This window comes from Aminicella lysinilytica (genome assembly GCF_004362975.1).
In the GTDB taxonomy this organism is placed as follows: domain Bacteria; phylum Bacillota; class Clostridia; order Peptostreptococcales; family Anaerovoracaceae; genus Aminicella; species Aminicella lysinilytica.
The window spans coordinates 12757-38933 of the sequence record NZ_SNXO01000023.1 but is presented as its reverse complement, the minus strand read 5'-3'; the positions used below and the strand labels follow the sequence as shown (position 1 = coordinate 38933).

Annotated in this window: 33 protein-coding genes; all 33 read right to left on the bottom strand. The window is 44.4% G+C overall.

Annotated features, from left to right (window positions below; genetic code table 11):
- Nucleotides 1-97: 97 nt before the first annotated feature.
- Nucleotides 98-934, bottom strand: a complete 837-nt coding sequence (locus EV211_RS07060) for a hypothetical protein (RefSeq protein WP_133528725.1) — start codon at nucleotides 932-934, stop codon at nucleotides 98-100.
- Nucleotides 935-1067: 133 nt separating this feature from the next.
- Nucleotides 1068-1997 (bottom strand): reverse transcriptase family protein, encoded by a 930-nt coding sequence (locus tag EV211_RS07055; protein WP_133528724.1) that lies wholly within the window; start codon nucleotides 1995-1997, stop codon nucleotides 1068-1070.
- Nucleotides 1997-2296, bottom strand: a complete 300-nt coding sequence (locus EV211_RS07050; protein ID WP_243108559.1) for a helix-turn-helix domain-containing protein — start codon at nucleotides 2294-2296, stop codon at nucleotides 1997-1999. The genes EV211_RS07055 and EV211_RS07050 overlap by 1 nt, the downstream gene beginning before the upstream one ends.
- 577 nt (nucleotides 2297-2873) lie before the next feature.
- On the bottom strand, nucleotides 2874-3209 hold the full coding sequence (locus EV211_RS07045; protein WP_456298058.1) for a hypothetical protein: 336 nt from the start codon (nucleotides 3207-3209) through the stop codon (nucleotides 2874-2876).
- Nucleotides 3187-4521: a VirD4-like conjugal transfer protein, CD1115 family gene (locus EV211_RS07040; protein WP_133528722.1), complete on the bottom strand. Its 1335-nt coding sequence runs from the start codon at nucleotides 4519-4521 to the stop codon at nucleotides 3187-3189. The genes EV211_RS07045 and EV211_RS07040 overlap by 23 nt, the downstream gene beginning before the upstream one ends.
- 76 nt (nucleotides 4522-4597) lie before the next feature.
- Nucleotides 4598-4753, bottom strand: a complete 156-nt coding sequence (locus EV211_RS10730; protein WP_166635399.1) for a hypothetical protein — start codon at nucleotides 4751-4753, stop codon at nucleotides 4598-4600.
- Nucleotides 4754-4815: 62 nt separating this feature from the next.
- Nucleotides 4816-5055, bottom strand: a complete 240-nt coding sequence (locus EV211_RS07035) for a YdbC family protein (protein ID WP_133528721.1) — start codon at nucleotides 5053-5055, stop codon at nucleotides 4816-4818.
- Between the two features lie 63 nt (nucleotides 5056-5118).
- Complete coding sequence (locus tag EV211_RS07030) at nucleotides 5119-6417, bottom strand: plasmid recombination protein (RefSeq protein WP_133528720.1); 1299 nt, start codon at nucleotides 6415-6417, stop codon at nucleotides 5119-5121.
- A 142-nt stretch (nucleotides 6418-6559) separates the two neighbouring features.
- On the bottom strand, nucleotides 6560-7621 hold the full coding sequence (locus tag EV211_RS07025; protein ID WP_133528719.1) for an AAA family ATPase: 1062 nt from the start codon (nucleotides 7619-7621) through the stop codon (nucleotides 6560-6562).
- A gap of 399 nt (nucleotides 7622-8020) precedes the next feature.
- Entirely contained in the window at nucleotides 8021-9094 is a 1074-nt protein-coding gene (locus tag EV211_RS07020; RefSeq protein WP_133528718.1) for an HpaII family restriction endonuclease, read from the bottom strand.
- 1 nt (nucleotide 9095) lies between these two features.
- Nucleotides 9096-10109 (bottom strand): DNA (cytosine-5-)-methyltransferase, encoded by a 1014-nt coding sequence (dcm, locus tag EV211_RS07015; RefSeq protein WP_133528717.1) that lies wholly within the window; start codon nucleotides 10107-10109, stop codon nucleotides 9096-9098.
- A complete protein-coding gene (locus EV211_RS07010; protein ID WP_133528716.1) occupies nucleotides 10106-10516 on the bottom strand; it encodes a very short patch repair endonuclease in 411 nt (136 codons plus the stop codon). Before EV211_RS07010 ends, dcm begins: the two co-directional genes overlap by 4 nt.
- Nucleotides 10509-10733, bottom strand: a complete 225-nt coding sequence (locus tag EV211_RS07005; RefSeq protein ID WP_133528715.1) for a helix-turn-helix domain-containing protein — start codon at nucleotides 10731-10733, stop codon at nucleotides 10509-10511. Before EV211_RS07005 ends, EV211_RS07010 begins: the two co-directional genes overlap by 8 nt.
- Nucleotides 10734-10943: 210 nt before the next feature.
- Nucleotides 10944-11231 carry a hypothetical protein gene (locus tag EV211_RS07000; RefSeq protein ID WP_133528714.1) on the bottom strand — a complete coding sequence of 96 codons (288 nt, stop codon included), beginning with the start codon at nucleotides 11229-11231 and terminating at the stop codon, nucleotides 10944-10946.
- Nucleotides 11232-11244: 13 nt separating this feature from the next.
- Nucleotides 11245-11520, bottom strand: coding sequence for a TnpV protein (locus EV211_RS06995; protein ID WP_243108560.1), 276 nt, complete (start codon nucleotides 11518-11520; stop codon nucleotides 11245-11247).
- Entirely contained in the window at nucleotides 11484-13688 is a 2205-nt protein-coding gene (locus EV211_RS06990; protein ID WP_133528713.1) for a recombinase family protein, read from the bottom strand. The genes EV211_RS06995 and EV211_RS06990 overlap by 37 nt, the downstream gene beginning before the upstream one ends.
- A 53-nt stretch (nucleotides 13689-13741) precedes the next feature.
- Nucleotides 13742-14260 (bottom strand): type IV secretory system conjugative DNA transfer family protein, encoded by a 519-nt coding sequence (locus EV211_RS06985; RefSeq protein ID WP_133528712.1) that lies wholly within the window; start codon nucleotides 14258-14260, stop codon nucleotides 13742-13744.
- Nucleotides 14244-14444 (bottom strand): hypothetical protein, encoded by a 201-nt coding sequence (locus tag EV211_RS06980; protein WP_133528711.1) that lies wholly within the window; start codon nucleotides 14442-14444, stop codon nucleotides 14244-14246. Before EV211_RS06980 ends, EV211_RS06985 begins: the two co-directional genes overlap by 17 nt.
- A 5-nt stretch (nucleotides 14445-14449) precedes the next feature.
- Nucleotides 14450-15145, bottom strand: coding sequence for a PcfB family protein (locus EV211_RS06975; protein ID WP_133528710.1), 696 nt, complete (start codon nucleotides 15143-15145; stop codon nucleotides 14450-14452).
- Nucleotides 15142-16506 (bottom strand): relaxase/mobilization nuclease domain-containing protein, encoded by a 1365-nt coding sequence (locus EV211_RS06970; RefSeq protein WP_133528709.1) that lies wholly within the window; start codon nucleotides 16504-16506, stop codon nucleotides 15142-15144. The genes EV211_RS06975 and EV211_RS06970 overlap by 4 nt, the downstream gene beginning before the upstream one ends.
- Nucleotides 16497-16826 carry a plasmid mobilization protein gene (locus tag EV211_RS06965; RefSeq protein ID WP_133528708.1) on the bottom strand — a complete coding sequence of 110 codons (330 nt, stop codon included), beginning with the start codon at nucleotides 16824-16826 and terminating at the stop codon, nucleotides 16497-16499. The genes EV211_RS06970 and EV211_RS06965 overlap by 10 nt, the downstream gene beginning before the upstream one ends.
- Before the next feature lie 149 nt (nucleotides 16827-16975).
- On the bottom strand, nucleotides 16976-17410 hold the full coding sequence (locus tag EV211_RS06960) for a DUF3846 domain-containing protein (protein ID WP_133528707.1): 435 nt from the start codon (nucleotides 17408-17410) through the stop codon (nucleotides 16976-16978).
- A complete protein-coding gene (locus EV211_RS06955; RefSeq protein WP_133528706.1) occupies nucleotides 17407-18357 on the bottom strand; it encodes a DUF3991 domain-containing protein in 951 nt (316 codons plus the stop codon). The genes EV211_RS06960 and EV211_RS06955 overlap by 4 nt, the downstream gene beginning before the upstream one ends.
- An 86-nt stretch (nucleotides 18358-18443) precedes the next feature.
- Nucleotides 18444-18836, bottom strand: a complete 393-nt coding sequence (locus tag EV211_RS06950; protein WP_133528705.1) for a hypothetical protein — start codon at nucleotides 18834-18836, stop codon at nucleotides 18444-18446.
- Entirely contained in the window at nucleotides 18829-19827 is a 999-nt protein-coding gene (locus EV211_RS06945; protein WP_133528704.1) for a hypothetical protein, read from the bottom strand. Before EV211_RS06945 ends, EV211_RS06950 begins: the two co-directional genes overlap by 8 nt.
- A 103-nt stretch (nucleotides 19828-19930) precedes the next feature.
- Nucleotides 19931-20212, bottom strand: a complete 282-nt coding sequence (locus EV211_RS06940) for a YdbC family protein (protein WP_133528703.1) — start codon at nucleotides 20210-20212, stop codon at nucleotides 19931-19933.
- A gap of 30 nt (nucleotides 20213-20242) precedes the next feature.
- Entirely contained in the window at nucleotides 20243-20740 is a 498-nt protein-coding gene (locus EV211_RS06935) for a JAB domain-containing protein (RefSeq protein WP_243108558.1), read from the bottom strand.
- Nucleotides 20718-20855, bottom strand: a complete 138-nt coding sequence (locus EV211_RS10725) for a hypothetical protein (RefSeq protein ID WP_166635398.1) — start codon at nucleotides 20853-20855, stop codon at nucleotides 20718-20720. Before EV211_RS10725 ends, EV211_RS06935 begins: the two co-directional genes overlap by 23 nt.
- The gene (locus tag EV211_RS06930) at nucleotides 20812-21096 is read right to left on the bottom strand and encodes a hypothetical protein (RefSeq protein ID WP_133528702.1); all 285 of its coding nucleotides are present in this window, start codon (nucleotides 21094-21096) and stop codon (nucleotides 20812-20814) included. The genes EV211_RS10725 and EV211_RS06930 overlap by 44 nt, the downstream gene beginning before the upstream one ends.
- A gap of 105 nt (nucleotides 21097-21201) precedes the next feature.
- Entirely contained in the window at nucleotides 21202-21528 is a 327-nt protein-coding gene (locus EV211_RS06925) for a hypothetical protein (RefSeq protein WP_133528701.1), read from the bottom strand.
- Nucleotides 21529-21583: 55 nt separating this feature from the next.
- Nucleotides 21584-24154 carry a VaFE repeat-containing surface-anchored protein gene (locus EV211_RS06920; protein ID WP_133528700.1) on the bottom strand — a complete coding sequence of 857 codons (2571 nt, stop codon included), beginning with the start codon at nucleotides 24152-24154 and terminating at the stop codon, nucleotides 21584-21586.
- A gap of 204 nt (nucleotides 24155-24358) precedes the next feature.
- Nucleotides 24359-25303 (bottom strand): ParB/RepB/Spo0J family partition protein, encoded by a 945-nt coding sequence (locus tag EV211_RS06915; protein ID WP_133528699.1) that lies wholly within the window; start codon nucleotides 25301-25303, stop codon nucleotides 24359-24361.
- Nucleotides 25254-26084 carry a ParA family protein gene (locus EV211_RS06910; RefSeq protein WP_133528698.1) on the bottom strand — a complete coding sequence of 277 codons (831 nt, stop codon included), beginning with the start codon at nucleotides 26082-26084 and terminating at the stop codon, nucleotides 25254-25256. Before EV211_RS06910 ends, EV211_RS06915 begins: the two co-directional genes overlap by 50 nt.
- Between the last annotated feature and the right edge of the window lie 93 nt (nucleotides 26085-26177).

Here is a 26177-nt window from a genome sequence, read left to right as displayed (position 1 = left end):
CCTGTTGATGCTTTATTTGTTGTACTCTCTTTTACTTCAAAACTATTTTAAAGCTTTTTCTGTTTTTCTATTGACTATTCATAGTTGGTCTCCTTTCCTACAGACTCATCATCTCTCTGACTATGCGGTCGCTCATTTTGACTGCGCCCACAAGCACCAGCATATTGAACACAAGCTCGCCGATATATTTCCACACCATTGCAGCCGGTGCTGCATCAGCGTCCACCACAGGCGGGCTCGATGCGAACATGCTGAATATGATGCAGGCAAGCACTATGATCGCTCCTTCAAGACATACTGCCGCATATGACTTAAGGAAGCTTTTTCCTATCTGCTCCGTTGGCTGCCCTGCAAAGGTCGACAGCGGTATTGGTGCTATGGCCGTATACATATACAGCTTGAAAAACCTGCCGTATACCGTCAAAATAATGATGAACGACAGCACTATTATGAACAGACTTCCTATGAGTGTTACTGCCCAGAGAGGTATGCTCTCAAAGAATCCGCAGTCCTCTATGGCGTCTATCATCTTCTGCGGAAGCACCGTCTTGTTCACGCCCCCTATACCGGATGATTTCATGATCGTACTGATCACTCCCTGGATGATAGTAAAAAGCGCAAGCATGAGTTCAAGTCCGTAGGTCACGACGGCTTTAGCAATAGCGAATCTTAGGAAAAGCTTCAGTGCATGCTCAGGTTTCTTGACTTCTGTAAGCGAGGCACTGGTCCTCACCATACCTGCCAGGAAAAACAAAACGAGCAGTGCAAGGCCGATCGCCTGTACTGCTCCGTTGATACTCAGGATCACGTCCCATATTTTCCCGCCCTTGAAGTTATCCGGTGATTGCGTTAAAAGCTGCCATACTTCGGCCAGTTTTTCATTCCATGTTGAAAGCGAGTTCTGCAGGTTCTGTACTACCCAGTTGTCTGACACTATCCGTCACCTCCTGTTCCTTTTCGATATTTGATTGACTTCACCGATCTGCCTCCTTTCTCTTGCACAAAAAAATAAGTTGCCTGCATTTTGACAACTTATGTAATATCACTATTTGTAATGTTTGTGGCAATTACTGTTTTTCTATATTACCCACTATTTTATTGATATCAGAGAACTTATTGCACTCTATGCTTTTAGCGGCTTGCAGTTTTCCTCTTAAACTTGCTATTTCTTTTTTCTTATTGCAGTCCATCTCTTTAATATCAACATCTTTCACATTCTGAAATCCATCATAGATTTTCTTCTGCAATTTATTTGGAATCTTGAGTTCATGATTTCGATTTACTACAGTACCTGTTATTAGAACATCTTTTCCGTGAGAATAGTATTTCATTTTGCTGTATTTAGGCTTATGCCCATACTTTCTCAAAGTGCAATCTATTTCCTTTTTCATAGAATTATCATCGAAATGTTCCTGCGAAGAAAAAGTCATATCGTCCACATATAACGTGAATATACATTCGTACTTTTGGGCTATTTCACTTATTTCGCGAAACATTTTTCCATATGCATAATAAGCAATCAGTTGACTTGTTGGACATCCAGTTGGGATACCATTATCATATGTTACGATATCAGTCAATATCCCTGCTATATCTCCGCTAACTTGCAAATAATCTTTAAAAAATCTAAACACGTATTCCCTATTACAATTATCATAAAAACTTTTTATATCCATTGCTAAAAAATAATTCGAATATATATGAGCTTTTCCATTATCGATATATGATTTTCCCTTTTCTCCAGATATTAACCAATTTGGTCGTTCAATTCTCTGTAACAAGTACAATACTCGTTTTTGTACGGTTTTTAATTTCTTTGTGGGCGCAGTTATCTTTCGTTTTGCTATCCCGTCCTTTTTATTAATTTCAAAGCTGTAATATTTTTTTATATCTGCAATTTGCTTACTATCTGTATCCAAAAATAACAACGTATTTAATCTTCGCAATGATCTACATTTATATAATGCACTTTGTTCAATAGAGTATTTTTTCACCATTATTCTTGCTCCGAGTTTGGCGCCATTCTATCGATCCAATGGGCCATCATATTTCTAATAAACATATCGCCATTATTACCCTTATCCGCTTCATCAAAGTTTTCTGAAAGTAGTATTAGCGAAGACAACTTAATACCGTATATATCAGAATACTTCTCCAGTAGGTCTAAAGAAGGCTTCTTCTTATTATTTTCAATCTCCGAAAGGTAGCTTTTCGAAATCCCTAATTTATCACTCATTTCTGATGCCTTATATCCATAAATGTTCCTTGTTTTTTTCAGGATATCTCCTATCATCATTTTCACTCCCTTTCTTTACAAATATATATTTTGCCTTTTGGCTTTTTTCCAAAAATTAGATAGGCTTTTTTCTGCAACATTCTTTCTACTGGAAAAACTGCATTAAACTCTGTACAATTTGTACAAGCTTCCATAGAGCTTCGATTCCACGAAACACCAACAAGAACATTCTCTCGCGGGAAGTTTTTTCAGTTTTTCCAGTACTTTTGAATGCGCTTTTATCGTTCTGTATCGACAGTTTCTGTTCATTTCTATTACTCATGAACTCATCTCCTTTAGAGGTCTAGTATAGTTTGTGACCTCTGTCCCGCAAGAAGATTGGTGCATACAGAACAAGCCTATCTAACACATTGCGCACTGCGGAGCGTCCCGCTTTCGCAGTGCTTTTCGGTGCGGTCCGATGCATACGATCAACATCGTCCGGCCTACAAAGTAGAGTATCATTTACTCCTCAAGTGCATATGCACTCCTATTTATGGGACTCGACCAAAATACAATGCTTGTATCATCAACTGTCACCCTTATTATAGTTGATATATTATTGCTTGTCAACAATTAAATTTCGCAAATAGCGAACTTACCCAACTATCGTATTCAATATTTCCTTTGCAAACGTGATTATAACACCGCCTGCAAGTGTCAGAAATCCGTTGGCTCTCTGGCTCGGATCATGCGACTTCAGTGAAAGGCCCACCTGCACTATGCCGAATCCAAGCAATATGAGTCCTATGGCTCTTATCAAACTGAATATGAATGTGGACAGATTGTTTATGACCGTTATCGGGTTTCCTGCCGCAAAGCATGTTGCAGCTCCCATAGTCAGTGAACACACAAGAGCGCTGTATACTATGAATGCTCTCCTGCTTCTTCTCTTGGCCTTATCCAATTCTTCATTTTCCTGTATCTTCTTCAAATTTACCATCTCCAATCTCTTCTTTTCTCATCTCATCTTCAACGTCTTCTTCCGAAAGCAGTACATATCCTGTTTCCGGCGCATCCTCTGTCTCGCTTTCATTCAGTGCTTCAAATGCATCGCCTGTAAGCGATATGGTGAACAGCGCTCTGTCAGCGGTCCCATGCTCAAAGGCTCTGCTCTTCCCATCCTCAGTGAGATATACATTAGGGTGAGAAAGTATATCGAACTTCAGATCTCTTACCGGCTTTTCTCCCCGCACAAAAAGCAGCGCATATCTGTTGTCCAGCATCCTCACTTCGTCCGGGGTCATAAGCGCCCTGCCTGTAAGCTGCCAGTTGGTAGTATAGCTCCCGCTCCTTCCCATGGATCTTCCATAGGTATTTGTATCTATGGTCTCCTTGCCAAGAAGCTCGCTGACGTATTTGTGCGTTGCCTGCTCATTGCCGCCCAGATATACGAACTCATCACAGTTTCCTACGATGGATTCCCACTGCTTCTCAAATAACGCCTTAAGCTGCGCAAGGTTCTGCAGTATGATGCTGACTGATACGTTCCTCGATCTCATGACAGAAAGTATCTTGTCGAAGTCATTGGGCAGGCTTATATTCGCAAACTCATCCATAAGAAAATGGACATGCACAGGAAGTGCTCCGCCGTACTTTTTGTCAGCGCACTCAAAGAGCTGCTGAAACAATTGCGTATACAAAATAGACACCAGAAAGTTGAAGCTGGTGTCGTTGTCCGGTATGAGCGCAAAAAGCACAGTCTTTTTTTCTCCAAGCTGCTGCAGATCAAGTTCATCGGTCACTGTCAGCTTTGACAGGCTTTCCAGATTGAACTTCTCAAGTCTCGCAGCTAAAGTTATCTGTATGGACTTGAGAGTCTTAGCGGCACCCGAGCGGTACGCCCTATAGTATTTGAGCGCAATATGGTAAGGTTCTGTCTTCTCAAGATCAAAGAACAGATTGTCGAGTGGACTTGGCTGATCATTTTCTTCATCCACATCTCCTGCTCTCAGCATCTCCATGACCATCGAGAAGTTCTGCTCCTCAACAGGCGCCTTGTACTTAAGATAGAATATGAGTGCAAGAAGCAGCATCTGCGCTGCCGTATCCCAGAATGGATCCTGGCTCTGCGCCTTTTTCGGCGTGGTGCTCTTGAACAGGTTCGTCACAAGTCTCTGCACATCATTGTCCTCGCGAAGATAGACAAAAGGATTGTAGCAGTGACTCTTCTCCATATCTATCAGATCAAGTGCCTTTACATCGTAGCCTTTGTCACGGAGCATTCCTCCGCACGACCTTATCAATTCTCCTTTCTGTCAAGTGGTTTCACTACATTTTTTCAAAAAGTTCATAATATCGGGCTGAAAATAGAAAAGTGCTTTACGCACAGTCTGCTTCAATTGCCAAACATTCCTTTGTTATCAAGGCTTTGATGAACTCGTCGGTTGTTTGTTTTGCTTTTTCGGCTGGCTTAACACTTACCAAAAATGTCACACCGCCGATTTTCTCGACAAAGCACGCTGCTTTTTCGTCCATAGAAATCCCTCCTTCCATAAAAATAGGGGCATCCGTTTCCAGATACCCCACATTCTTTTCGGTTAGTCCTTGTCGTTTGCTTCATAGAATTTGACAAGAGCTTCCATTAGTTTTCTGCCCTCACTTTCCGAAAGAGTGATACCTTTGCCACATCTTTCGTGTTCGGGGTGCCACTCCCGAATATCAAGCTTTGCGGTTGCGTTGTTCCAAGAAACAAGGTTTGCTTCTTTGGTGTAGCCTTTGGCATTCTCACCGAGGACGGCGAGAGATTTGGTAATTGTGCAAGTGATTTTGTCTGACATTTTTCTTTCCTCCTAATTTGTTGTGGTGAAGAAGTTAAAAAGTCGGGATAGTAATGGAAGGCGTTACCTTGCATCATTATCTCGACTTCGTTTTGGTTTGTATTTGGCTTTTTTGGCAGCTTCTCTTTCGGCACGAGCCTGCCGTTCTTGGGCTTCCTTTGCTTCACGAGCCTGTCGTTCCTGTGCGTCCTTTTCGGCAAACAGTCCCTTTACATTGTTAAGAAACAGCGATACATATTCGGGAAAATGGGACATTGCATCAAGAAATGGTTTGCACTTTTCTTTCAAGTCCTCATAAAGTGACTGCACCTTTTCAAGCTTTACGGAAGCAGAATTATACAAGTCACGGTAGTAATCAACCTTACCAAGTAAATCTCTAAGTGTGCTACGGCTTGTAATACCCTCCTTTGCCAGTGCTGTGAGTTTTCCGTAGTCTTCCTTTGTCATTGTATATTTGCCCGTAATTGTTTTCTGTCCGACTTCATCTATTTCCTTTGCCGTCATATAGGCTTCGTGAGATGGTTCGTACTCTAATTGTTCAGCTTTGATACGCTCTTGTAAATCCGCCAGCCTGTCCTTGTCGGCATTGATTTGATACCGCAATGAAGTTAGATGCTCGCTGTCACTGCCAAGCTCGCCACGCTGAAAGCCTTTGAATCCGTGTTCCTGCATATGCTCAAACAGCTCATCTTGCAGAATACTGTATGACCGTCTGAACTTCGGTTTTCCGTTTTGACGGAGTACAACATCGCCGTTTTCGTCCAGCATCGGAGTATTGGAAGCCCACTTTTTTGAGTGACTGATTTGATGAATTACCTCTCGGACTGTTCCTCGAAGTGCTTCGTCTTTACATCGTTTGCTCCACAATATTTCCTTTTCAACCACAGGCAAAACGACTGCGTGAAGATGATAATGGTAAACTGGTTTGCCTAATTCTTCGGTGACTGCCTTGTTGATTTCATCGGCGTGCATTACTGCGGAGATGACATTTTCAGTGCCGAATTTCTTCTCGACAAAGTGAACTGCTTCTTCATAAAACGCTTTTGCATACTCATATCCGCCGAGCCTTTCAAAGTATATTGTGTTGACATCAATGATGATTTCATCAAACAAAGTTGCGTTTTGCCGTAGTCCACGGGTGGTTACTTTGCCGTCTGCTTCCATTTTTCGGAGCGTATCCATATACGAAAGTCCGTCGGGTTGTCGGTAGTGAACATTGAACGGAATACGGTCAAGCTCCACATTGATGTTGTCGTAGCTATCGTTTTTACGCTCGTTGTGTCGCTCTATTGCACCGATTTCAGAAGCGTTGTAGCTGTCCACTCTGGCACAGCTCATATCGGGTTTATTTGGTTCTCTCATTCGTTCCTCCTTTCAAGGGAGAGAGGGGTACGCCGTTACACAACATTCCTTGAATGTGTGTAACCCACTATGACACTTTCAGCCTTTGGCTGCAAAGATGTCGTGGGCAAGGGTTTCCCCCTTGACCTCCTTAAAACCTCCGTCAGAATGGCAGGTCGTCATCGTCTGCGACTTCCTGCAATTCTTCATTCGGTTTATCGCCCATCGGCAAAGACCAGTACCAAGAAAAGCCTTCCTTGTGTGAAACAACTCCGGCTCTTTTCTTTGCCTTCTTGATGGTCGATTTCTTGAAGCCTTTTGCTTCAAGCATTGCTTCGCAATCGGTGGCAAGCATTTTGCCGTTGTCACTCAAAATGTTTTTGAGATTTGCTTCGGCTGCTTGCAGAGTTTCGTTTGGTCTGCCCATTCTCGGAGAGAGTGAGCTGAACGCATCGTCTGCCGACAACTCAACCTCGTCAAGAAAATTTGTGCCGTTCTCGGCAACCTCGAATACGATTGCCGAGCCTGTCGGTGCAAGGTTGGATTTCACTTGCACCAAATATCTCTCGGACGGATTTTCTTTGTTTGCTGTCCTTGCAACAGCGAGAATACTTCTTGCAGCTCCGGCAATATCAATAGAGCCGTTGGTGCGATACAGCGGACTGGTTTCTTTCATCTTGTTCATATGAGCAATGATGACGATTGCACAGCCGGTATCTTTGGCAACGGCAATCAAGTGATTGAACTCTGCTCTTGTTTCATTCGCATTGTTCATTGAACAGCTTTCACCGATATACGAACTCATCGGGTCGAGAATTAAAAGCTTTGCGTTGTACTTGACAACGGCTTCTCTGATACGGTCATCACCAAAGGACAAACTTTTGGAATCCTCTTTGATGAAGATAAGGTTTTCACCGTTGCCGTCCGCAGAGTTGAAGCGGGGGACAACGGTATCGTCTGCATCGTCCTCGGTGGTCTGATAGATAATTGTTATCGGGTCGAGTGCGTCCTCGTCATCGACAAAGGGTAACGCTTTACCCTTTGAGAGCAGAGCCGCAAGGGACAACATCAGCTTGCTCTTTCCATCGCCGGGGTCACCCTGTAACAGCGTGACCTTGCCGAATGGAATATAGGGATACCAGAGCCATTTCACTTCTTTGGGTTCGATTTCGCTTGCTCGGATAATCTCCAGAGCAACATTTGAATTTGTTTCGTTTGTAGTCATTGTTTGACACTCCTTCTTTTTGATAAAAATTTCGGGCATTCGATTACTGATACTCTGAAGCTTTGCTTGCAGTCGTGCTGACACTTACGGCAAAGCTCATTGTAGGTAATGCGGTTACGATGGTTTAGAAACAGTGCCCATTCCTGTTTCCGTTTCTTTGACATTCGTGGCATTGTGTGCCTCCTTTCCTTGAAATTAAAATAACCGCAGGACAGTTCGCACTATTGCCCTGTTTGCGTAATTTCTCGGGGCGATTATCGAGCCTTTTTCGCTCTGTAACCGCCCTTTGAAAACAGGGCAAGGTGTTTGTACTACCTTGCGGTTATGTATGGGTTTGTTATATTTGGGTATGAAAAAAGCACCGTATTTCTACGGTGCTTTCGGGTTGCTTGTAAGATATTATTTGAATCTGATTTGAAGGTTTAAGTTGATGAACATTCTGCCATCTGCTTTGTAGAGAGTTGCATAGTTGTGTCGTTTGGTTGAGCCACGTTCCATCTTTGTATTTTCGTATAAATATTGTTTGAATTTATCTCTGTTATATAAGTGATAGGCAAGTACTTCTCCATTTGACTTTGCGACAATATAACCGCCGTTTGCATCGTCTTCGCCTGACCACTCGATTGACGGATCCATTCCTAAAGCTTTAGCACAAAGAAATTGCTTGAAATTGTGTGCATAAATTCCTTGTCGTGGGAAGCCCATAGGATTACTTGCTTCCATTTCTTCAATTATGACTTTGCAATCAAGCTCATTTTCCTTATAAGAATATAAAAGTATTTCGGAAATCATTTCTTGCATTCTGCTATCAATCATCATAAGGTTGCCGGCAAAAACATCGTTGATTGTTTTATAATACTTGATTGTACCACCGTAGTTAATAATGGCGGCTATTCTATCCATAATTTTTGTGCGTGTATCAATACTGTTGATTTCCGTCATCTGCTCATCACTTAACCCGGTTACTTCATATGAAAAATTTGTTGCTCCGGAAGCGTTCAGCAGAGTTGGCGCACCACCGATATACGACTTAACGCTAAAACCCATTACTTGGTCTATTCCTGTATTCGTGTCGTGAACTTCCATACTAATATCAGTAATATCTGTGGACGGAGCTGCTAATCTTTCCAATTTGATGTCATTCAAAAATTCTTCTGCGTGCGGAATATCAAACGAACCGCTACCGGAAAGAATATCATTGTACAAAGAAGTCGCTTCGCTTTTGAATTCTTCCGATGACATTGTTCTTGATAACTCTGAATTAAGGTATATCTTTACAGTGTCTATTCCCTCAAGAACAAAATCAACGTGCGACTCCGGTGTATCATCTCGAATAACTTTGTTAATTGGGAAACAAAAAGTTGCTAACCTCTCAAGACTTTCGTCAGCCGCATATAATTTCCTTGTTCCGAGCAGGTAAAGGAGCACATATAGTTCGCTCCAATCGCCTTTGTTTTTACTGCCTATAATCATATCAGTTTTCCACCTTTTCCAATACTTTTTTTATTTCAAGTGCAATAGCTTCAATTACATTTACAGTAACGCTATTGCCAAACTGTTTGTACAAGTGAGTATCCGCCAATTCAAGCTTATACGAATCAGGGAAGCCTTGAAGTCTTGCCCATTCTCTCGGGGTCATTTTTCGGATACCAAGATTATTTATATTGCCTTTTATATGAGTAGTCGGTGTCAAATCCTTTTGTCTTTTATCAATGACAAGGTTTCGTTCTCGTCCCATACCGCCACATACAATTGCCCCGGCTATGCTGTCCCATTCTCTTATTTCATATCCAAAACCATTTCCTTTTGCAGCGTGTCGAGCTTTGTGTGCGAGAAGCGTATTCCAATAGGTTTCGCTCAAATAATATTTTGCAGGAGCAGGCTTTGCTTCACGAATATCAATTAGCTTCTTTGTATCATCTGTTTTTTCGGGGAAGATAAATTCCTCAGGTGCAATATCGTTGCGAAATGCTACAATATAAATTCTCTCTCGATTTTGCGGAACTCCAAAATTCTTTGAATTAAGGATTTTGCTGAAAACCTTATATCCTAAATCTTCAAAAGTTTTGCAAATGATTTTGAATGTCCTGCCTCTGTCGTGGATAGTAAGTCCTTTTACATTTTCGCAAAAAATAACTTTTGGCTTGTGATACTCGCAAATCCTTGCTACATCCATAAACAATGTGCCTCTGCACATTCCTTTATAGTTGTCCTCAAAGCCTAATCTTTGCCCGGCAAGGCTGAACGCCTGACAAGGAAAACCCGCAAGGCAAATATCAAAGCTCGGTATTTGCTTTTCATCAATCTTTGTAATATCGCCGGCTATGGAGAAATCATCGTTAAAGTTGCTGGTGTATGTCTTTTGTGCATATTCATCCCACTCACTTACGAACACTGTGCTAATGTTATTATTAAATGCGTTTTCAAATCCAAGGCGAATACCACCAATACCTGCAAACAAATCAATAGACTTAAATGTGTTGTTCATCTGTTCTTCAAAATCCTCTCTATTCTATCAGCACAATCAATCAAATCTTTCTGAATTTCATTCCCCCAAAATCTAACAACTATCCAACCTTGTTTTTCAAGTTCTGTTGTAACCTCAACATCTCTCTCAATGTTTCGTTCAATTTTAGGTATCCAAAATTCTTGATTTGACTTAAAATCATTTTTACGGTTTTGCCAATCATAACCGTGCCAAAATTCACTGTCACAGAATACAGCAACTTTCTTCCCGATAAAAGCTATATCAGGTTTGCCGATAATTCCTTTAACATTTTTTCGATAGCGTAAACCTCTGCTCCATAGTTCTTTGCGTAGCGGCACTTCTATCTTTGTATCCTTGCTTTTTACCATTTTCATATTAAAAGATATTTGCTCTTTGGTTTTACTCATCGGAACTGTCCTCATCACTCTTACGGAACGAACAGATATCTCCAATATCGCAGTCCAATGTTTCACAAATTTTCAGAAGAACATCTAAACTAACATTTTCATCTTTACTCAATTTAGCCACTGAATTACTGCTTATATGTGCTTGTTCTCGAAGCTGATATTTTTTCATTTTTTTATCGATGAGAAGTTTCCATAATCTGTTGTAACTTATTTTCATCTGTTTCCTCCCACATATAAAAATACAAGATACATTATATCAGTGTTTTCTAAGAAAATCAATACAAATAGTTGGCGTTTGCAAATATTTCGTATTTACAGCCCCTAAATATTTAAGATTTTCTTCGACTACTGCCAAAACATAATGACCTCTTGAACACTTCCCGAAAAAGAAAAACTGCCATCGTTTCTGATAGCAGTTCGTCTTTCGTTATAACACCTTTTCAAGCAGTTCGCTGATAACCTCAACGGCAACTTCTTTTTCGGCTTGTAATTGCTCATTTCGCCAGTCAAAAAGGCTGCGCCGTATGGCTGACATTTCAACCGGCTCAAAAGAGAGCTTTGCTTTCCGCTTTGGCTTCAGCTTGTCGCTTTCATCTACCAGCCGAAGAAGAAGGCGGTCTATAACCTCGTTGGTTTCATCGTCATAGCCTGTGTGCTGTGAATACAAGCCGTTTATAAGAGCATTCAGATAAAAGCTGTCAAGCCTTAACTTCATAAAGCCTTACCTCCTACGCATAGATTAAATCATTCAGCACAACTTCCTCGGCAGCGGAGCGAATGTTATTCATAAGACCGACCCATTTCATCATATCATCGGCTTTCAGCTTCTCGGTTACGCCTTGCTTTTCTGCCATCTGCTTTACAAGCAATTCCAACATATCGTTTGCCGAATTGTCGATTTCCTCAAGATGATAACCAAGCTTTCCGCTTGTGAGAAGCTGATAGAAAAGCACTCGCTTACTCTCTTTCAGATAGCGATGTCGCAGTCCGCCGTATCTGCCGATTGGCGGACTGTACGGGGCTTTGAGGCAAGGGAGGTAGTAGTCTCCGATAAGCTCGTATTCGATGCCTGTTCTCTCGTCTGTGATAAACTGTTCCATTGTGCGTTCTCCTTTTCTTGTTTTGAATAGTAATAATCAAGCTGTTTTCTTCTGCGGTTTTCCGTCTTACATTCCTCGGAGCAAAGAACTTCTCGTCCGTTGCTCGGCCAAAACTTCTTTCCGCAAATCTTGCATTCCTTTTGCGTGAAGGTGTGAGTACCTTTTTCAGCAAGCCGTTTTTCCTTGACGGTTTCCTGCCGTGCCGCATAGTTGCAATCCTTTGAGCAATACTTTTGTTTACTGCTGTTGGGGTAATACGGTTTTCCGCAATGCTCGCAAATACGCTGTGCGAACTTGTGACCGTCGTTTGCTTCCCAGCGTTCCGCTTTTGCTTTTTCTCGGAATGCCTTGTTTCTTTCGTAGGCTCGCTCTGCCTTTTTAGCCTGTTTCTTTTCAGCTTCAAGCTGTGCGGTTTTCCTTATATTTGAGAGTTCATCGGCAGTATAAGCAAGTTCTAACTGACCGATAAAGTTGAAGTAAATGTCAATACGCTGTTCTCGGTTTGGCTTTTTTCCAGAAGGTTCATAAACAACAATCTTATCTATCAGTTCAACAATCATATCCCTTGTGAGTTCCTGCGGATTCTTGTATTTTTTGATAATTTTGATGAAGCGTTTGGCATCTATGGTAGACACCTTAACCTCTGTCAAATCATCTTGAAGCTGTTTGATTTTCCCCTCAAGTTCCGTCTGCTCGGTATCATATTTCATCATCAAAGACTTGTACTGTCGTTCCGGCAGTATGCCCGATACGAAGTTTTCATATAGACCGCTGATAAGACCGTCAAGTTCATCAAATCGCCTTTGAGATTCAATCAAGTCCTTTTTGCTCTGCTTCGGAGCAACACTGTTCTGCTGTTGCCATTTATCTTTCAGCAAGGCACAAAAGGCATCTTCATCTTCTACTATCCTTTCCGTAATACGCTGAAGCAAGTGTAGGATAAGCAGTAACAGGTTGTTTTCAGAAACATAGTGCTGTGTGCATTTAGTCCGTTTATTCGTGTAATTTGAGCATCTAAAACTGTAATATCGTCTTCCGTTCTTGTAGTAATGTGTTTCAAAAGCCAGTTTTCTTCCACAGTCAGCACAGAATACATATCCGGCAAACAGGCAACCCTCAAGCAGTTCTTCGTGTGAATATTGCCTTGTGGTGTGCTGTAATCTTTGATGTGCTTTATCCCATAGCTTCTGCGTGATAATTGCTTCGTGGGTGTCCTCAAAGATCAGTTTTTCATCATCGGTGCTAAATCTGCGTTGGTCTGTTTTGAAATTGGTTGCAATAGTTTTTCTCAAAACAGTATGACCGAGATATTCTTGTCTGTTCAGCATACCTCTTACCGAATTACTGCTCCATTCGCAATTACCGAGTTCAGCTTTCATATTGCATTGCTCTGGGTGATACTGCAAAGTATAAGCCGAAGGGATAAGTGTTTTTTCTTCGGTCAGTATTCGTGCAATTTCAGGAGGGTTTTTACCCTCTGCCGCCAACTCAAAGATATGAAGAACCACCTTTGAAGCAACAGGGTCAATAACAAGTGTTTGCTTATCTTCCGGCAGGCGATTATATCCATAAGGAATTGAGCCACTGCATCGTTTGCCTTCACTCATTCTTGATAAGAAAATGGATTTGATTTTGTTACTTGTGTCTTTTGCATACCACTCGTTCATTATATTTAAGAACGGAGTGAAATCATTGTCGGTTGGATTATCGCTGTCCACACTGTTGTTAATTGCAAGGAATCTAACTTGTTTTTGCGGAAAGAGTATCTCCGTGTAGAAGCCGACTTGCAGATAGTTTCTTCCAAATCGGCTCATATCTTTTACGATAATCGCACCGACTTTTCCGGCTTCCACATCAGCAAGCATTGCCTGAAATCCGGGGCGGTTGAAGTTACGCCCGGTATAACCGTCATCGGTATAATGCTTGATATTGATAAAGCTGTTTCTACGAGCGTAGTCCGCCAAGTATTCCTTTTGGTTGGAAATACTGTTGGATTCGCCCTGCAAATCATCATCTTTTGACAGTCTTTCATAGAGAGCCGTATATCTGTCAAAGCCCCGTGTTTTAGGCATTTGTGAGCCTCCTTTCTACATTTATCTTTTTGTTATGAACTGCACTTGCATAATTATAGTAAAACAATTTTTCCGTTCGGGTCAAGCACAACGAAGGAAGTATTGGCCTGCATGAGATTAGGTTTGCAGTAGAACCGCGTCTTGCCTGCGCCGGATCCGCCTATGACCAGCACGTTCAGATTCCTTCTGTGCTTTGTTCCGTCAAGACCTATCCTCACATGCTGCGTAAGGATCTTGTTTGCTTCAGGCGGCTTCTGCACATATCTTTTGTTCACGGCAGCAGCATCGCCCCACGATGCTGAGCCGTGTTCTTCTCCTCTGCGGTAATTTCTCCTGGTGGAATAATATATGCCGATGCCCATGACATATGCAGCCACAAAAATAAGAACGACCCGCAGGCTGTTCTCTGTTAGCTTCAAATGATATGGATCAGAAAATATCATATCCATCTTTGTCATGATATCAAGCACGTTCTCATCCGTGTAGGGCGCGATCTTAAGTGCTGCCCAGATCACCGGGATAAAACCGCAGAGGGAAAATATCAGCATAGTGCGCTTATCTGTATCCTTCAAGTGCATTCCCTTCCGCCACGCGGGATCTCTTTCCGCCTGCGCTGTCCACCTTGATCATGAGGTCGTCCACGGGATCAGTGGGGCGTGATTCCGCGATCATGGCGTTCCTCATCTCATTCAGCGCCGTGAATATGATGTTCCTTTCATATTCTTCCAGCGTAAGATATATCCTCTTTCTGTCCATTTCATCTACCTGCCTTTCGCCTTATTTTTGTTTGGTGCTTTACGTGCTGTGCTGCGGCTTCCCTTTGACCTGGTCTTAGTCCTGGCTGCCTTGGACTTTTCCGCCTCGTTTTTGTATCCATTCAGCTTTTCTCTGACGGATTCCCTAGAGCTTCCGCCATTCATTGATCCTGAACGGCTTGTTTGCTTCGAGCTGCGCTCTGACAGAGGCACGTTCTCTGTCTGCGCTCGTGAGGGGTTTGGTATCATCTTCCCCGCGGCCTTTGATGGCTCGGCCTTCGTCCCCTTCTCTTTTGCGATCTCGCCTATTACAGTTGCCCTGTCCACAGTATCAAATCTGAACCTCTCAGTGATACGCTGTATCTTCGATGCGTCATCAGCCCTTGCCATGACATCCACCACTGCATCGCCGTCCTTGCTGTTCTTGTCCTTCAGCACGCAGTACAAAACTCCGTATCTCTTTGCTTCCTTGGCGAAGGTCTTAAGATCCTTTTGTCTTATGGAATAGACCTTCAGTTCCTTCCCAGACTTCAGCATGTTGGTCATCCTGGCCTTGCCTCTCGTCTTCTGTTCTTCCTTCAGCACCGCTGCAAGAAGTATCGCTATGTTCTTGGCTCCTGTGCCTGTTATCCTGGCAGCGACCTCTACTCCTTCAAGTGACATCCTCACTACCTGTTCTGCTGCATCTCCTCCCGGATTCATATGCTCTTCACTCCTTTCCTTTCTCGCACTTCTGTGCGCTCTCTGTCTACTGTCTCAATGTTCTTCTCCATGACTTTGGATCTTTCTCCAATGTCTCCTGCAAGTCTGAGATCTCTCCTGTATCCCTTGAGCTGCTCTGTTAGTTCCTTCATCTTTTCCTTGGCTGCGCCGCGGTCAGGCTCGCTGATATTACGCTTTACCATCTTCCTCAGTTCTTCCCTTTCGCCTGTGAGTTTCTCCACAGTACCCTTTGTCCCTGCCACAAAACTTCCAAGGTCTGCATCGGTCTCGATCTTATGTCTCACCAGAAATTTTGCTTCCTCGCTGTACAGATCGCACTTTAGCAGATCCTCTTTCAAAACTATGTGGAGCCTGGTCGGTCTCTGTGTGTACTTTGGCAGATAGCCAAGCTCATAACAGTACCGAAGGTATAACTTTTCAAGTCCCGTCCTTCCCATGATCTTATCTATCCTGCGTTTCAGGTTGTAGTTGTTTGGCGTTCTGTACGCCTGCCTGATCCGCTCTGTCCTGACTGATGGGTCGTTGCCGTATACACGCTCCATGATCCTGTCTTTGGTATACTCCTCACCGAGCCTGTAGGTCCTTATGCTTTTGTTCCAGCCCGGAGGTACAATAGACCAGTACTTATGCTTCGGGTCCAACTTGCAGACATAGCCGCGTTTCTTTAGCTCGCCCGCAAATTCTTCCATGTTCAGGCTAAGCGATACGGCCTCATCTACGGCCTGCCTTGCGATATTGTACCTTGTCGGCATTCCTGCCTGCTCCATTTTGTAAATGTTCATGCTTAATCTTTTCCCTTCCGGCTTTTCTATGATGGACAGGCCATGCTCTTTGCAAATTCTATCCGATGTCTCGCGCAGGTTCCTATATGCTTCATTGCAGAAGTGGAACCTGTTGCCGTCGCAAAATGAGACTGAATTGAATACAAAATGATTATGGAAGTGCTTGGTGTTAAGATGCGTCGCCACTATCACCTGAAATCGGTCGCCCCATAATTCCCTGGCCAGTTCGACTCCTATCTCATGTGCTTCCGCAGCTGATACCTCGCCTTCCCTGAAGCTCTGGTAGCAGTGACCGGCAACTATACCTCCCTCTTTACCGAACCTCATCTTGACCGTATCGAATTGATCCTTGGCGGCGGTCACATTGCAGTTGATACCTGTGGTATAAAACTGCAGGTCTGTCTTCTCTCTGTTCGACGCGTAGTCTATGACATCAGAAAGTGCTTTATCATCTGCTGCCGGTTCAGTTCCCCTGTTCTTCGTCTTCTCAGTATCCTCTACATAAGCAAGCGGTGCGGATGCGTTTCCTCTTATCCGCCATATCCTCGTTACTGCCATCTCTTATCCACCTTGTCAGGTCGTAGATATTCTCGCTCTATCTTTGCCTGGAGCAAGTGGAGGCTCTTGGCTTCATCCTCAAGGATCGACGTTGCTTCTTCCGAATGCGTGCCTGCCTTTCTGCTGAGTTCATCACCAAGTGCGCGAAGCTTGTCCATGTCCGCAAAAAAACTGTCGCTCGGCGCTTCTCTTGGGATGAACCCTGCAATGAGCATCCTTATATATCTTGACTCCGTCATGCAGGCGTTCTTCGCCTTCTTCTTAAGATCCTCTGCTTCCTTCTTGTTCATCCATATCTGTTTCTTTATGCTTCGTTTCATTTGCCTGTCCTTTCTGTTTCTGTAAGTTAAGGCGCAGCGGCATGCTGCGCCCGGGGTCTCAGGGGTATCCCCTGCATATCCTGCGTGAAGGAGTACGTACTCCTGAATGCTTTGCTTGCTAAAGATAGCGGAAACACTTTCCCTGCTGTCTACCTTTCCATCCCTGCTGATTTTTCTCTTCCCTTAGGCTCTATCTTGACCACTTTTATTCCTTCAGTAGTCCTGAAAAACTCTTCCGGGCTCTTGAACATTTCGGTGTATTTCTTCTCCAAGTCGGTTGGAAGCGACAGGAATCTCTCGCTTTCTATGGGTGCATAGCAGACAAAAAAGGTGCCTGACATAACGTCCATCAAGCGTCCGTCTTCACCATATATCGCTCTGCTCGGAGGCAGTCCCATGAGCTTTCCTTCCTCGTTGCACACTATGGCAACGTCATCTTCGAATGGCATATATTCCTCTATCATGCCTCCGATTGCATTCTGCATGGACTCAAGGTTATCATTAATCTCGACCATCTTCGCTTCCTCTCCCGGCTTTACCAGCAATACATTGATAAGCCCCTCCGTTTCTTTTACATTATTCATTTCCTCTTAACCTCTCTTTCTTTTAACTTCTGACGCACATGCATCAGCTCATCGTTCATGTCCTTGCCGAACTTCGGCGGCTCGTCTCTGATCTGGTAACCATCGCCAAGGGCCCGCGACAAAGCCATAGACATGCTGCTTCCGATCCTGTCTCTGTCCAGGTGCAAAACGATCTCGTATATGTTTTTATTGGCTCCCAGGAATCGGCTGAGTGCCAGGGGTATCTTGAATCTGGCCGGATCCGCGCTGGGCTGATACACCCCCGCCAGGGATAATAAATTGTCTCGGGGTGCTATGCCTTCCCTGAGTTTTTCTAGTGTAACAAAAGACAAAAGGTCTATGGCGCTCTCGAAGACATGCACTATGCCGGTCGTTCCTTTAATACAAAAACTATATCTTTTGTCGCTGCCGGCGGTATCGCCCATGATCCTCTCAGGTTTGCTCGCGCGAAAGCTTGCGTACCTTGCTTCGGCTTCGTCATCGAATCCCAAGAATATGCAGTTGTGATAAGGCAAAGATTCGTATATCATGCCCTTTGCGATGCATTCCTCCACAAGACCGCGGTCTATGCCCCTGCCCGTTAAATAGCCGATGACCACATCATTTGAGTCGTTCTTCTCCGGCAAAAGAAGTTTCTTCACCTTAGTTTCTTCCCTTTGTTGCACAAAAATAGGAGAGCCGCTGCTCTCCTCGTTCAGTATCTTCCCCACTGCTTCAGTGAATGGATGGCCTCTTACTTTTACCAGATAATCCAGTGCCGATGCCCCGCCAAAGCCCCTAGACCACCACATCCACTTGCCGTGTGATATGGACATGCTATCGTGAGTCCTAGTAGAGTAATTCTCACCCGATACCTTGACCAGCTCCCCCGGATCATACAGCCTGAGATAGGTCAGAAGATCCATCTCCCGCGCCTTCGCGATTTGATCTTTATCATAATATGGCATTCATATTCTCCTTCCCACATAAAAAAGGACGCCGTTAAGCGTCCAATGTAATAAGCCATATTAATCTACAATAATGCCAGCATCCCTCACTTTTTTACTACCGCTTTAACTGCATTCTCTACAAATTCCACTCCCGCCTTTGCAGCAGCTTTTTGCCCATCTTTTGATACTTCCTTTATGATGTTTGCACCAGCCACCACAACTGGGGTTACCACAACTCCACCTGCTCTCATTGCATACTTTTTCGCTGTATCTTTACGTTTCTGTTTTCTGTCTTTCTTTTCTCCGGCACATCGATCGCAATAATAATGCTCTTGGCCCCTTTCTTCAATTTCATTGAAACACCCATTATTAGCACATATAAATATCAGTTTCTCTCCACAGTTTGGACAATAATTTGCGGCAATGTCTTGTTTGACTTTATTATGCAATTTGCAGTTCTCATTTGGACAACCCTTTTTTCTTCTGTCTTTAGCCATTTTGATTTCCTCCTAAACTCAGTAAATATCCTTCGTTTCCACTAATCATTTTTTTAAGTTCATTACAACCAGTTAATGTATTTGCAATAGTTCCCCAAGTACCCTTCTCTATAAACACACTATCCTTATCAAGCTCACTTAGTTTTCCAACGTAAGGAGCTATCATGTTTGCTACAAATCTACCATATTCATCAAGTGCCGTCAGCATTGATTCGATTTCTCCATTTTCTTGATAAATTTCAGCCTTTAAAAATGATGCCCTATAAACAATATCATAGCACTGCTTAATAATGCTAATATGCTCATCAACGTGTTGCATGCTATTCTTCTCTGATTGGTACTGTTCTGTAATCAAATATTGTATGCTAGAACGTATATCTTGAATCATTTGAGAATTCGCATCACTTATTGCTTTTAATGATTGTGCTGTGATTTGCTTCTTCAACACATCATCTTTAATAGTCTTTGCTTCATAATACAAACTTAGCCCACTGTAAAACAAACCAACCCTATCATTCCGCTGTCCCTGTATTACATCAGCCACTCGTCCTTCTATCTCTTGCATGGTGCTAATAATAGTGTCAAGCTGAGTTTTGATTGCATCCATTTGCAATGCAAGTTGCAGTGCATCCGCAGATATTCTTTCTTCCTGCAGTTCTTCCTTAATAGCCAGCTTTTTCCCATATCGACCATTCCCCTGCCTTAGTTGAGCGAATAAATAACCGTCAGAGTTATGGACAAGTTTTACTTCGCCTTTTTCAATCTTATCTCGTAATTCGGACCCCATATCAACAACATATTTTGTATCTTCGTCTGTGTCATTGCAAAGAGCCTTTTTTATTGCAGTCCTTGCCGAATCCAAAACTTCATTAGATTCTTGGTTTGCACGTTCAATAGAGGCCGTAAAATCAGCGATCGTAAATTGCTCATCAAACAATGAGAAACAATCATTCACGATACTCTCTTTTGTAATTTGATTGTTTTTACTCATGAAATACCTCTCTTTACTGAACTTCTATATTCCACACGATTCTATACATGGCCCTATAATACATTATTATACCACAGGGCCATAAGTAAATGTTATAAATTTACTACCTCTCCCAGCTTCTGTCTTTCATCTCCTTATTCTGGATATTGTTCCTACCAGTCCTGCTGTCCAGAAGCTGTCTCACTATGCTCATGTCGTCCTCTGAGAGTGTTATGCCTCTGGACATATGCTGGTGTTCCGGATCCCAGTCGCGGATGTCATACTTTGCCTGACCGCCGTTCCAGGACACCATATTCAGTTCCTTCTGCCACCCTGACGGGTTCTTTGCTATGACTCCTATAGATTCTACGATCTCAAATGTCACTTCATTCTTCTTGTTATCCATTGTGGTTTCTCCTTTCGATTTCACTTTACTTTATCTTTCTCTTGCCATAGATGGCTTAAATGCTGCGATCTCGTCCATTAAGCCTGTACCCTTGAAGCTCATCATCTCGCCGCTCTCGCCTGCCACTATGATATGATCCAGCATCTTAATGTCCATCAGCTGGCCGCACTCCTGGAGCCTCTTTGTTGTGGTCTTGTCTTCCTCGCTGGCAACAGGCGTTCCGCTCGGATGGTTGTGTATGGCTATGAAAGCCGCAGCGTTAGATAATATACTGCTCTTGAACACCTCCCTTGGACTCACCATAGCGGAACTCAGCGTCCCAACGCTGCATATGTTCAGATTGATCACCTGCCCGTTGGACTTTAGATTCAGTATGGCAAACACTTCTCTGTCGTAATCTTTCAGTTCATTTGCGATCACATCCAGAACATCCTGAGGCGAACTGATGGGATCTGCGCTGTACAGCGATGGCTCCCTGACCATGCGGATGTTCACCACTTTTACCTCATTTTCTTTCTGCATCTGCATGGCCTGTTACCTCCTTCACATCAAGTGAGACGACTGTTCCTTCAGGCATCTCCTCTATGATCTTGCGGACTTCATCCAATGTCTTCGCTTCCACAGTCTCTGTCTTCATGTCCATGATCGTCTTCCTCCTTTACAGCTTCCTTCGGCTTAACATCTGTTCCTCCGCTCAGGTATCTTATGACCCTGTGGCCTTTGATCGCATCCTGAAGTTCTGTTATCGTGTGGATCTCCGTCACCGTCACTCCAGGTATGGACAATATGTCAGTTACCGAAAGAGCCGTTATCTTCTTCTCCGTATCCGCCCCGAAGTTCGTCAGGCGAAGCAGCGTCCTCTGTTTTTGTCTGTCTATTGCCATATTTTTCATTCCTCCTTTCATCAAGAATCTTTCTCATGCAGAAGCCGCAGAATGCAGCCTCCCTGCCTTTGTAGTTACAGTTGTCCGGGCATCTTTCTGTTTTCATCATTCATCGCCCACTTCCATTATCCTTACGCCGTATTCAGTGAAACTGTACCAGTTCGTGTGATCGAATCTGTTGTCATTGAAACACCCCTTTCTGATATATCCATTCTCCTTAAGCAGACCTACGGCATCTTTTGCCATATGGATACTCAGAAACGGAAGCTCGGCCGTCATCATGCGGGCAGAACATCTGCTCCAGAAACAGCCGTGCCTTTCCAGTGCTTCCTCTGTTCCGGCCTCGTCAATGAGCCTGTCCCAGAGCAGCTGCGCTACGACAGCCGCGTTCACGCCGCATTTAGCCGCTATATCATTTCTGAAATATGTCATCTTATCGTCCTCCAATATCTAAGAGGCGGCATCTCTGCCGCCCCAAATAGTTTATTTATTCTTCCTTGTCTTCGCTTTCCTGCTCTCCGCCAGTCTTCTTCCTTCTGGCAAGCACTACTACTGCAGCGCACGATGCGGCAAGGATCAATGCCAGTATCCAAAGTTCGTTATGGTCGCCTGTGTCAGGTATGTCGCTATGCAATACCTTCGCTATGGGTTTCGGGTAGGTAACGCTCTGCCCACCGTCCTTTATGTCTGCATGGGCTGTGACCTTGACGCCCTGATGATACAGGTCCTCAAAGACTACTACAGTCTTGCCTTCAAGTTTTCTTGAATCAAAGGCGAACCTGAGCTCTACAGTGCCCGATGCGCTTTCTGCGGTGAAGGTCTTCTCAGAAGTCACAGTCTTGCCGTTAACTTTCAAAGCTTTGCCTGTGTCTTTGTCCATGAGTGTTCCGCGTACGGTGTACTCTTTGCCCGGGATCAGGTTGCTGTAGCTTACAGTGTCTGTTATGACAGCAGTCTTCTCCAGGGTCCCTCTGTGCGTCCCTGTCTTTCCGTCTTTGGCTGTCGTGTGTATCTCCGGGTAATGGATCGTCTGACCTTCGTCTGTTATATCTGCGTGCATAGTCACTCTGATGCCCTCGTACCAGAGCTTCTCGAATACTACTACGCTCTTTCCTTCAAGTCCTGTGGAATCAAAGGTGAAATCAATGTCAACTGTGCCGCTTTCTGACTCTGCCGTAAAGGTCTTTTCCGCCGTTACGATCTTGCCGTCAACTTTCAAAGGCTCCTTTGTTTCCTTATCCATGAGTACGCCCTTGACCGTGTATGTCTTTCCTGCAATGAGATTGCTGTAGCTTACTGCATCTGTGATAGTTGTCTCAGCTCCGATAGCTCCCTGATTGTCCTTAGTCTGCTGATCTGTTGCAGTCGTCTTTATCTCAGGGTAGTGGATAGACTGACCCTCGTCTGTAATGTCTGAATGAGTCGTAACATTGACATCACCCATATACAGATCCTCGAAGACTACTGTGGTCTTCCCTTTGAGCGCCTTCGAATCGAATATGAACTTCATAGTGACCGATCCTGACGTGCTTTCTGCTGTGAAAGTTTTCTCTGCTCTCACTTCCTTACCGTCTATGGTTATGGCTTTCCCGGTATCTTTATCCATGAGAACGCCTTTTACTGTGTATGTCTTTCCCTTGATGAGATTGCTGTAACTTACAGTATCGACTATGACCGTATCTTCTCCCGTTACGCCCTGATGATCCTCTGTCTTGATATCTTTTGCTGTCGTCTTGATCTCCGGGTAATATATAGTCTGGCCTTCATCGGTCAGGTCCGCATGAGACGCAAGCTTCAGATCTCCGTAATAAAGATCCTCGAAAACTACTGTGGTCTTCCCTTTGAGGGTGGATGCGTCTACATCATATTCCAGTGTGACCTCGCCTGACGGCTTTTCTGCCGTGAATGTCTTCTCAGCGGTTACGGCCTTTCCGTTCACCATGATCGCACTTCCCGTCGCCTTATCCATCAGCGTGCCTTTGACTGTGTAAGCCTTGCCCGGCGCGGCCTTGGTGTATGATACTGTGTCTGTAAATTTTGAATCCGCATATGTCGTGCCCTGAGGGGACAGCGTGTGCGAGTCCTGAGCCTTAGTTCCAAGGCCGATGTCTACCTTGCCGAACTTCACTGAGAAGCTTGCTGTGTCTGCCTTATCAACGGCAAAGAACGCCATGTTCTGGGATCCGCTGTCAGTGATCTTGTAGGCTGTGTAATCCTGCAGATGTCCTGACATGGCTCCCGATGAATAGGTGGTGTTAGCCCTCGCAAAATCCGATGTGGTCAAATAGAATGTCTGTCCGCAGTCTATTTCAACACTCTCTCCTGCAGCATAGGTCTTCCCGTCCATAGTGAGTTTCATACCGCTCGGTACCTTGTAGTCGACATAGTTGTCTTCGTGGCCTTTGAGTTTGATGTCATCGCTTCTGAACTCTCCGTCCTCTGTCCAGGATGCCGATGCAGTAGATCCGCTTGTAGATGAACATGAGATAGCCGAATCGAATCCCGCAGGATCCGCAAGAGAATTCACATAAGCCGCCGCAGATTTCACCATGCTCTGATATGACTCGCTTATCTTGCCGCTTGCAACTCCGCCGGACCAACCGACGAACGCTGTACTTGAATCATACTGGTATGAAAGCAACACATGGGACAAAAGATAAAACTCTATGCCCGATGCGTGGCTGCTGTGACCGTGACTCTTAAGCCAAGATGCCAGTTTTTTCTGTCCCGGATATCCGTAGCAGTAATACATAGTCTTAGAGACCTTGCTGCTGTCAGACATCGCCGCTGCCTTTCTCGATCCTTCGTCTGGAGGGACCTCGTTTGGCTGCAGGCAGTATGCCTGTTTGGTTTTTCCGTTGACTGTTACCGTGTAGTGATATGCAAGGCCTGAGCCTCCGTAAGAGTGCAATGTGCCGCCCTTATCCAGTTTTACCGATATGGTATTGCTCGATGCGTAAGCCTTGTCTGTGCCCGCTATCATCGCGACCGGCATATATGCTATCGTGATCAGCATCGCCATAAGGACTGCAAAGCACCTTTTTCTTGTTAATTTCATTTTTTCTCCTTTCGCTGCAGGTCTTTCTCATTTTCCTGCCTGCATCCAAGCGCAAAAAAATACACCCGCAATTACGAGTGTTCTGTCTGCTCTTGATAATCTTATTCTTTTTCCGTAAGTAAACTGCTAGTAGTTACGTGAAGTTGGGGTGTGGGGAAGAACGGTCAAAGGTAATCCTTCTGCGATCATCCCCCCCTCGCACATTCACCTCTCGTTCTCGCGGTCTTTCCTGCTAAGGTACCTGCCGTAGTATTCCATTGCTGCCGCAATGAAATCCTCCCGCTTGGATACCGGAAGGTCTTTCGGGAACAACTCTTTGAACCTGTCGCCTCTGAGGACCAACCTCTCCTTCTGGTTAGGCTTTTCCTCAAGCATTATCGCTTCGATGGCTTCAGGCGTGAGTTTGCCTTCCTCAGACATCTTTCTCATCCTTATGGCCTGTGCATGAGTTGGGGTGCATTGCTCCATCTCTATGCTTTCGCAAAGATCCTTCTGCTGTTCCTTTGGAAGATATGACAGTTCTACAGCCGGTCTGAGAGCTATCTGCCCTTCATCGACCAGATCGAGAAGTGCCGGGTTCAATTCAGTCAGGCGGATATATCTGAATATCTGTGACTTGCTATCACCAACTTGCTGTGACAATTCTTCAGATGATTTTTCCAACTTATTCCCCACCGGGGAACAAGTTAAGTCTGACCTTTGCCCCTGCCGATTCATCGCTTCAAGTCTCATCTTGTACGCAAAGGCTTTCTCGCTCGGAAGAATTGTGGTCCTCTGAAAGTTCGATTCCACCATGAATATGGTAGCCTCGTCTCTTGTCATGTCCACCACTTCTGAACGAAGCGTAGTGAGTCCCGCAAGCTCGCAGGCTCTCTTCCTTCTGTGGCCTGATATTATTTCATATCTGCCGTCTTCCTTTTTCCTGAGAGTAGCAGGAGTGATTATCCCGTTTGCCTTTACGCTTTCCACGAGATTCATCATATCCTCGTCATCCTTCACCTTGAAGGGGTGCTCCGGAAACGGGTCTATCTCATCGAGAGACACTTCATATATCTTTTTCAGCTTGGCCTCGTCTCTCTCTTCCTGAGTAGAGAATAGATCATCTGGATTCGCTATCCCGAAGTCTATCGGTCTTCTCTTTTTCGCCATCTCTCATCACCTCCCTCGTGAGATATGCATACGCCTTTGCCGGTTTGCTCTCCGCATCATATGAATAGATGCTTTCTCCCTGTCCGCTGGCCTCCGCCGCCTTTACCCCTACGGGTATGACCGCATCGTATACTCTGATGTCTTTACCGCATCTCGCTCTGACTGCGTCCATCGATTCCTTCGCAAGAATAGTTCTGCTGTCCACAAGAGTCATAAGCACGCCGCCGATCTTAAGGCCCGGATTCAGCTGCCTTCTGACTTTTGCTATGGTATCAACTAGCTGCGCCATTCCTTTTGTCGGAAGATACTGGGCCTGGACCGGTATTATGACCTTGTCCGCCGCAGTGAGCGCGTTCAGAGTCAGCATACCTAGAGAAGGCATGCAGTCGATTATGACGTAATCATACCCGCCCTTCACCTGCCTGAGATAGTTCTTCATGATGTTCTCTCTGCTCATAGCACCTACAAGATTAAGCTCGAACTGAGAGAGCTCGATGTTCGACGGCAGCACATCCATGCCTTCACTGTGATGGAGTATGCCCTCAGCCGGATCGAAGCTCATATCGTCCCTTACCTTTGTAAGTACGGATACTATGGACTCCTCAAGTGAGTCTGTCTGCCTCCAACCGAGAGCAGCACTCATATCGGCCTGCGGATCAGCGTCAACTAAAAGCACTCTTCTGCCACTTCTTGCAAGGCCTGCTCCTAGGTTAACGGCCGTGGTGGTTTTGCCTACGCCGCCCTTCTGGTTGCATATGGCTATTACTTCTGCCTGTTTCATCTGGTTTACCTCCTGTCTCTATTATTCATCCGTCCTGCTTCGCATTTGAACAGAATAGATGTATGCCTGCGCTGAGGCAGGCTTTAAATATTT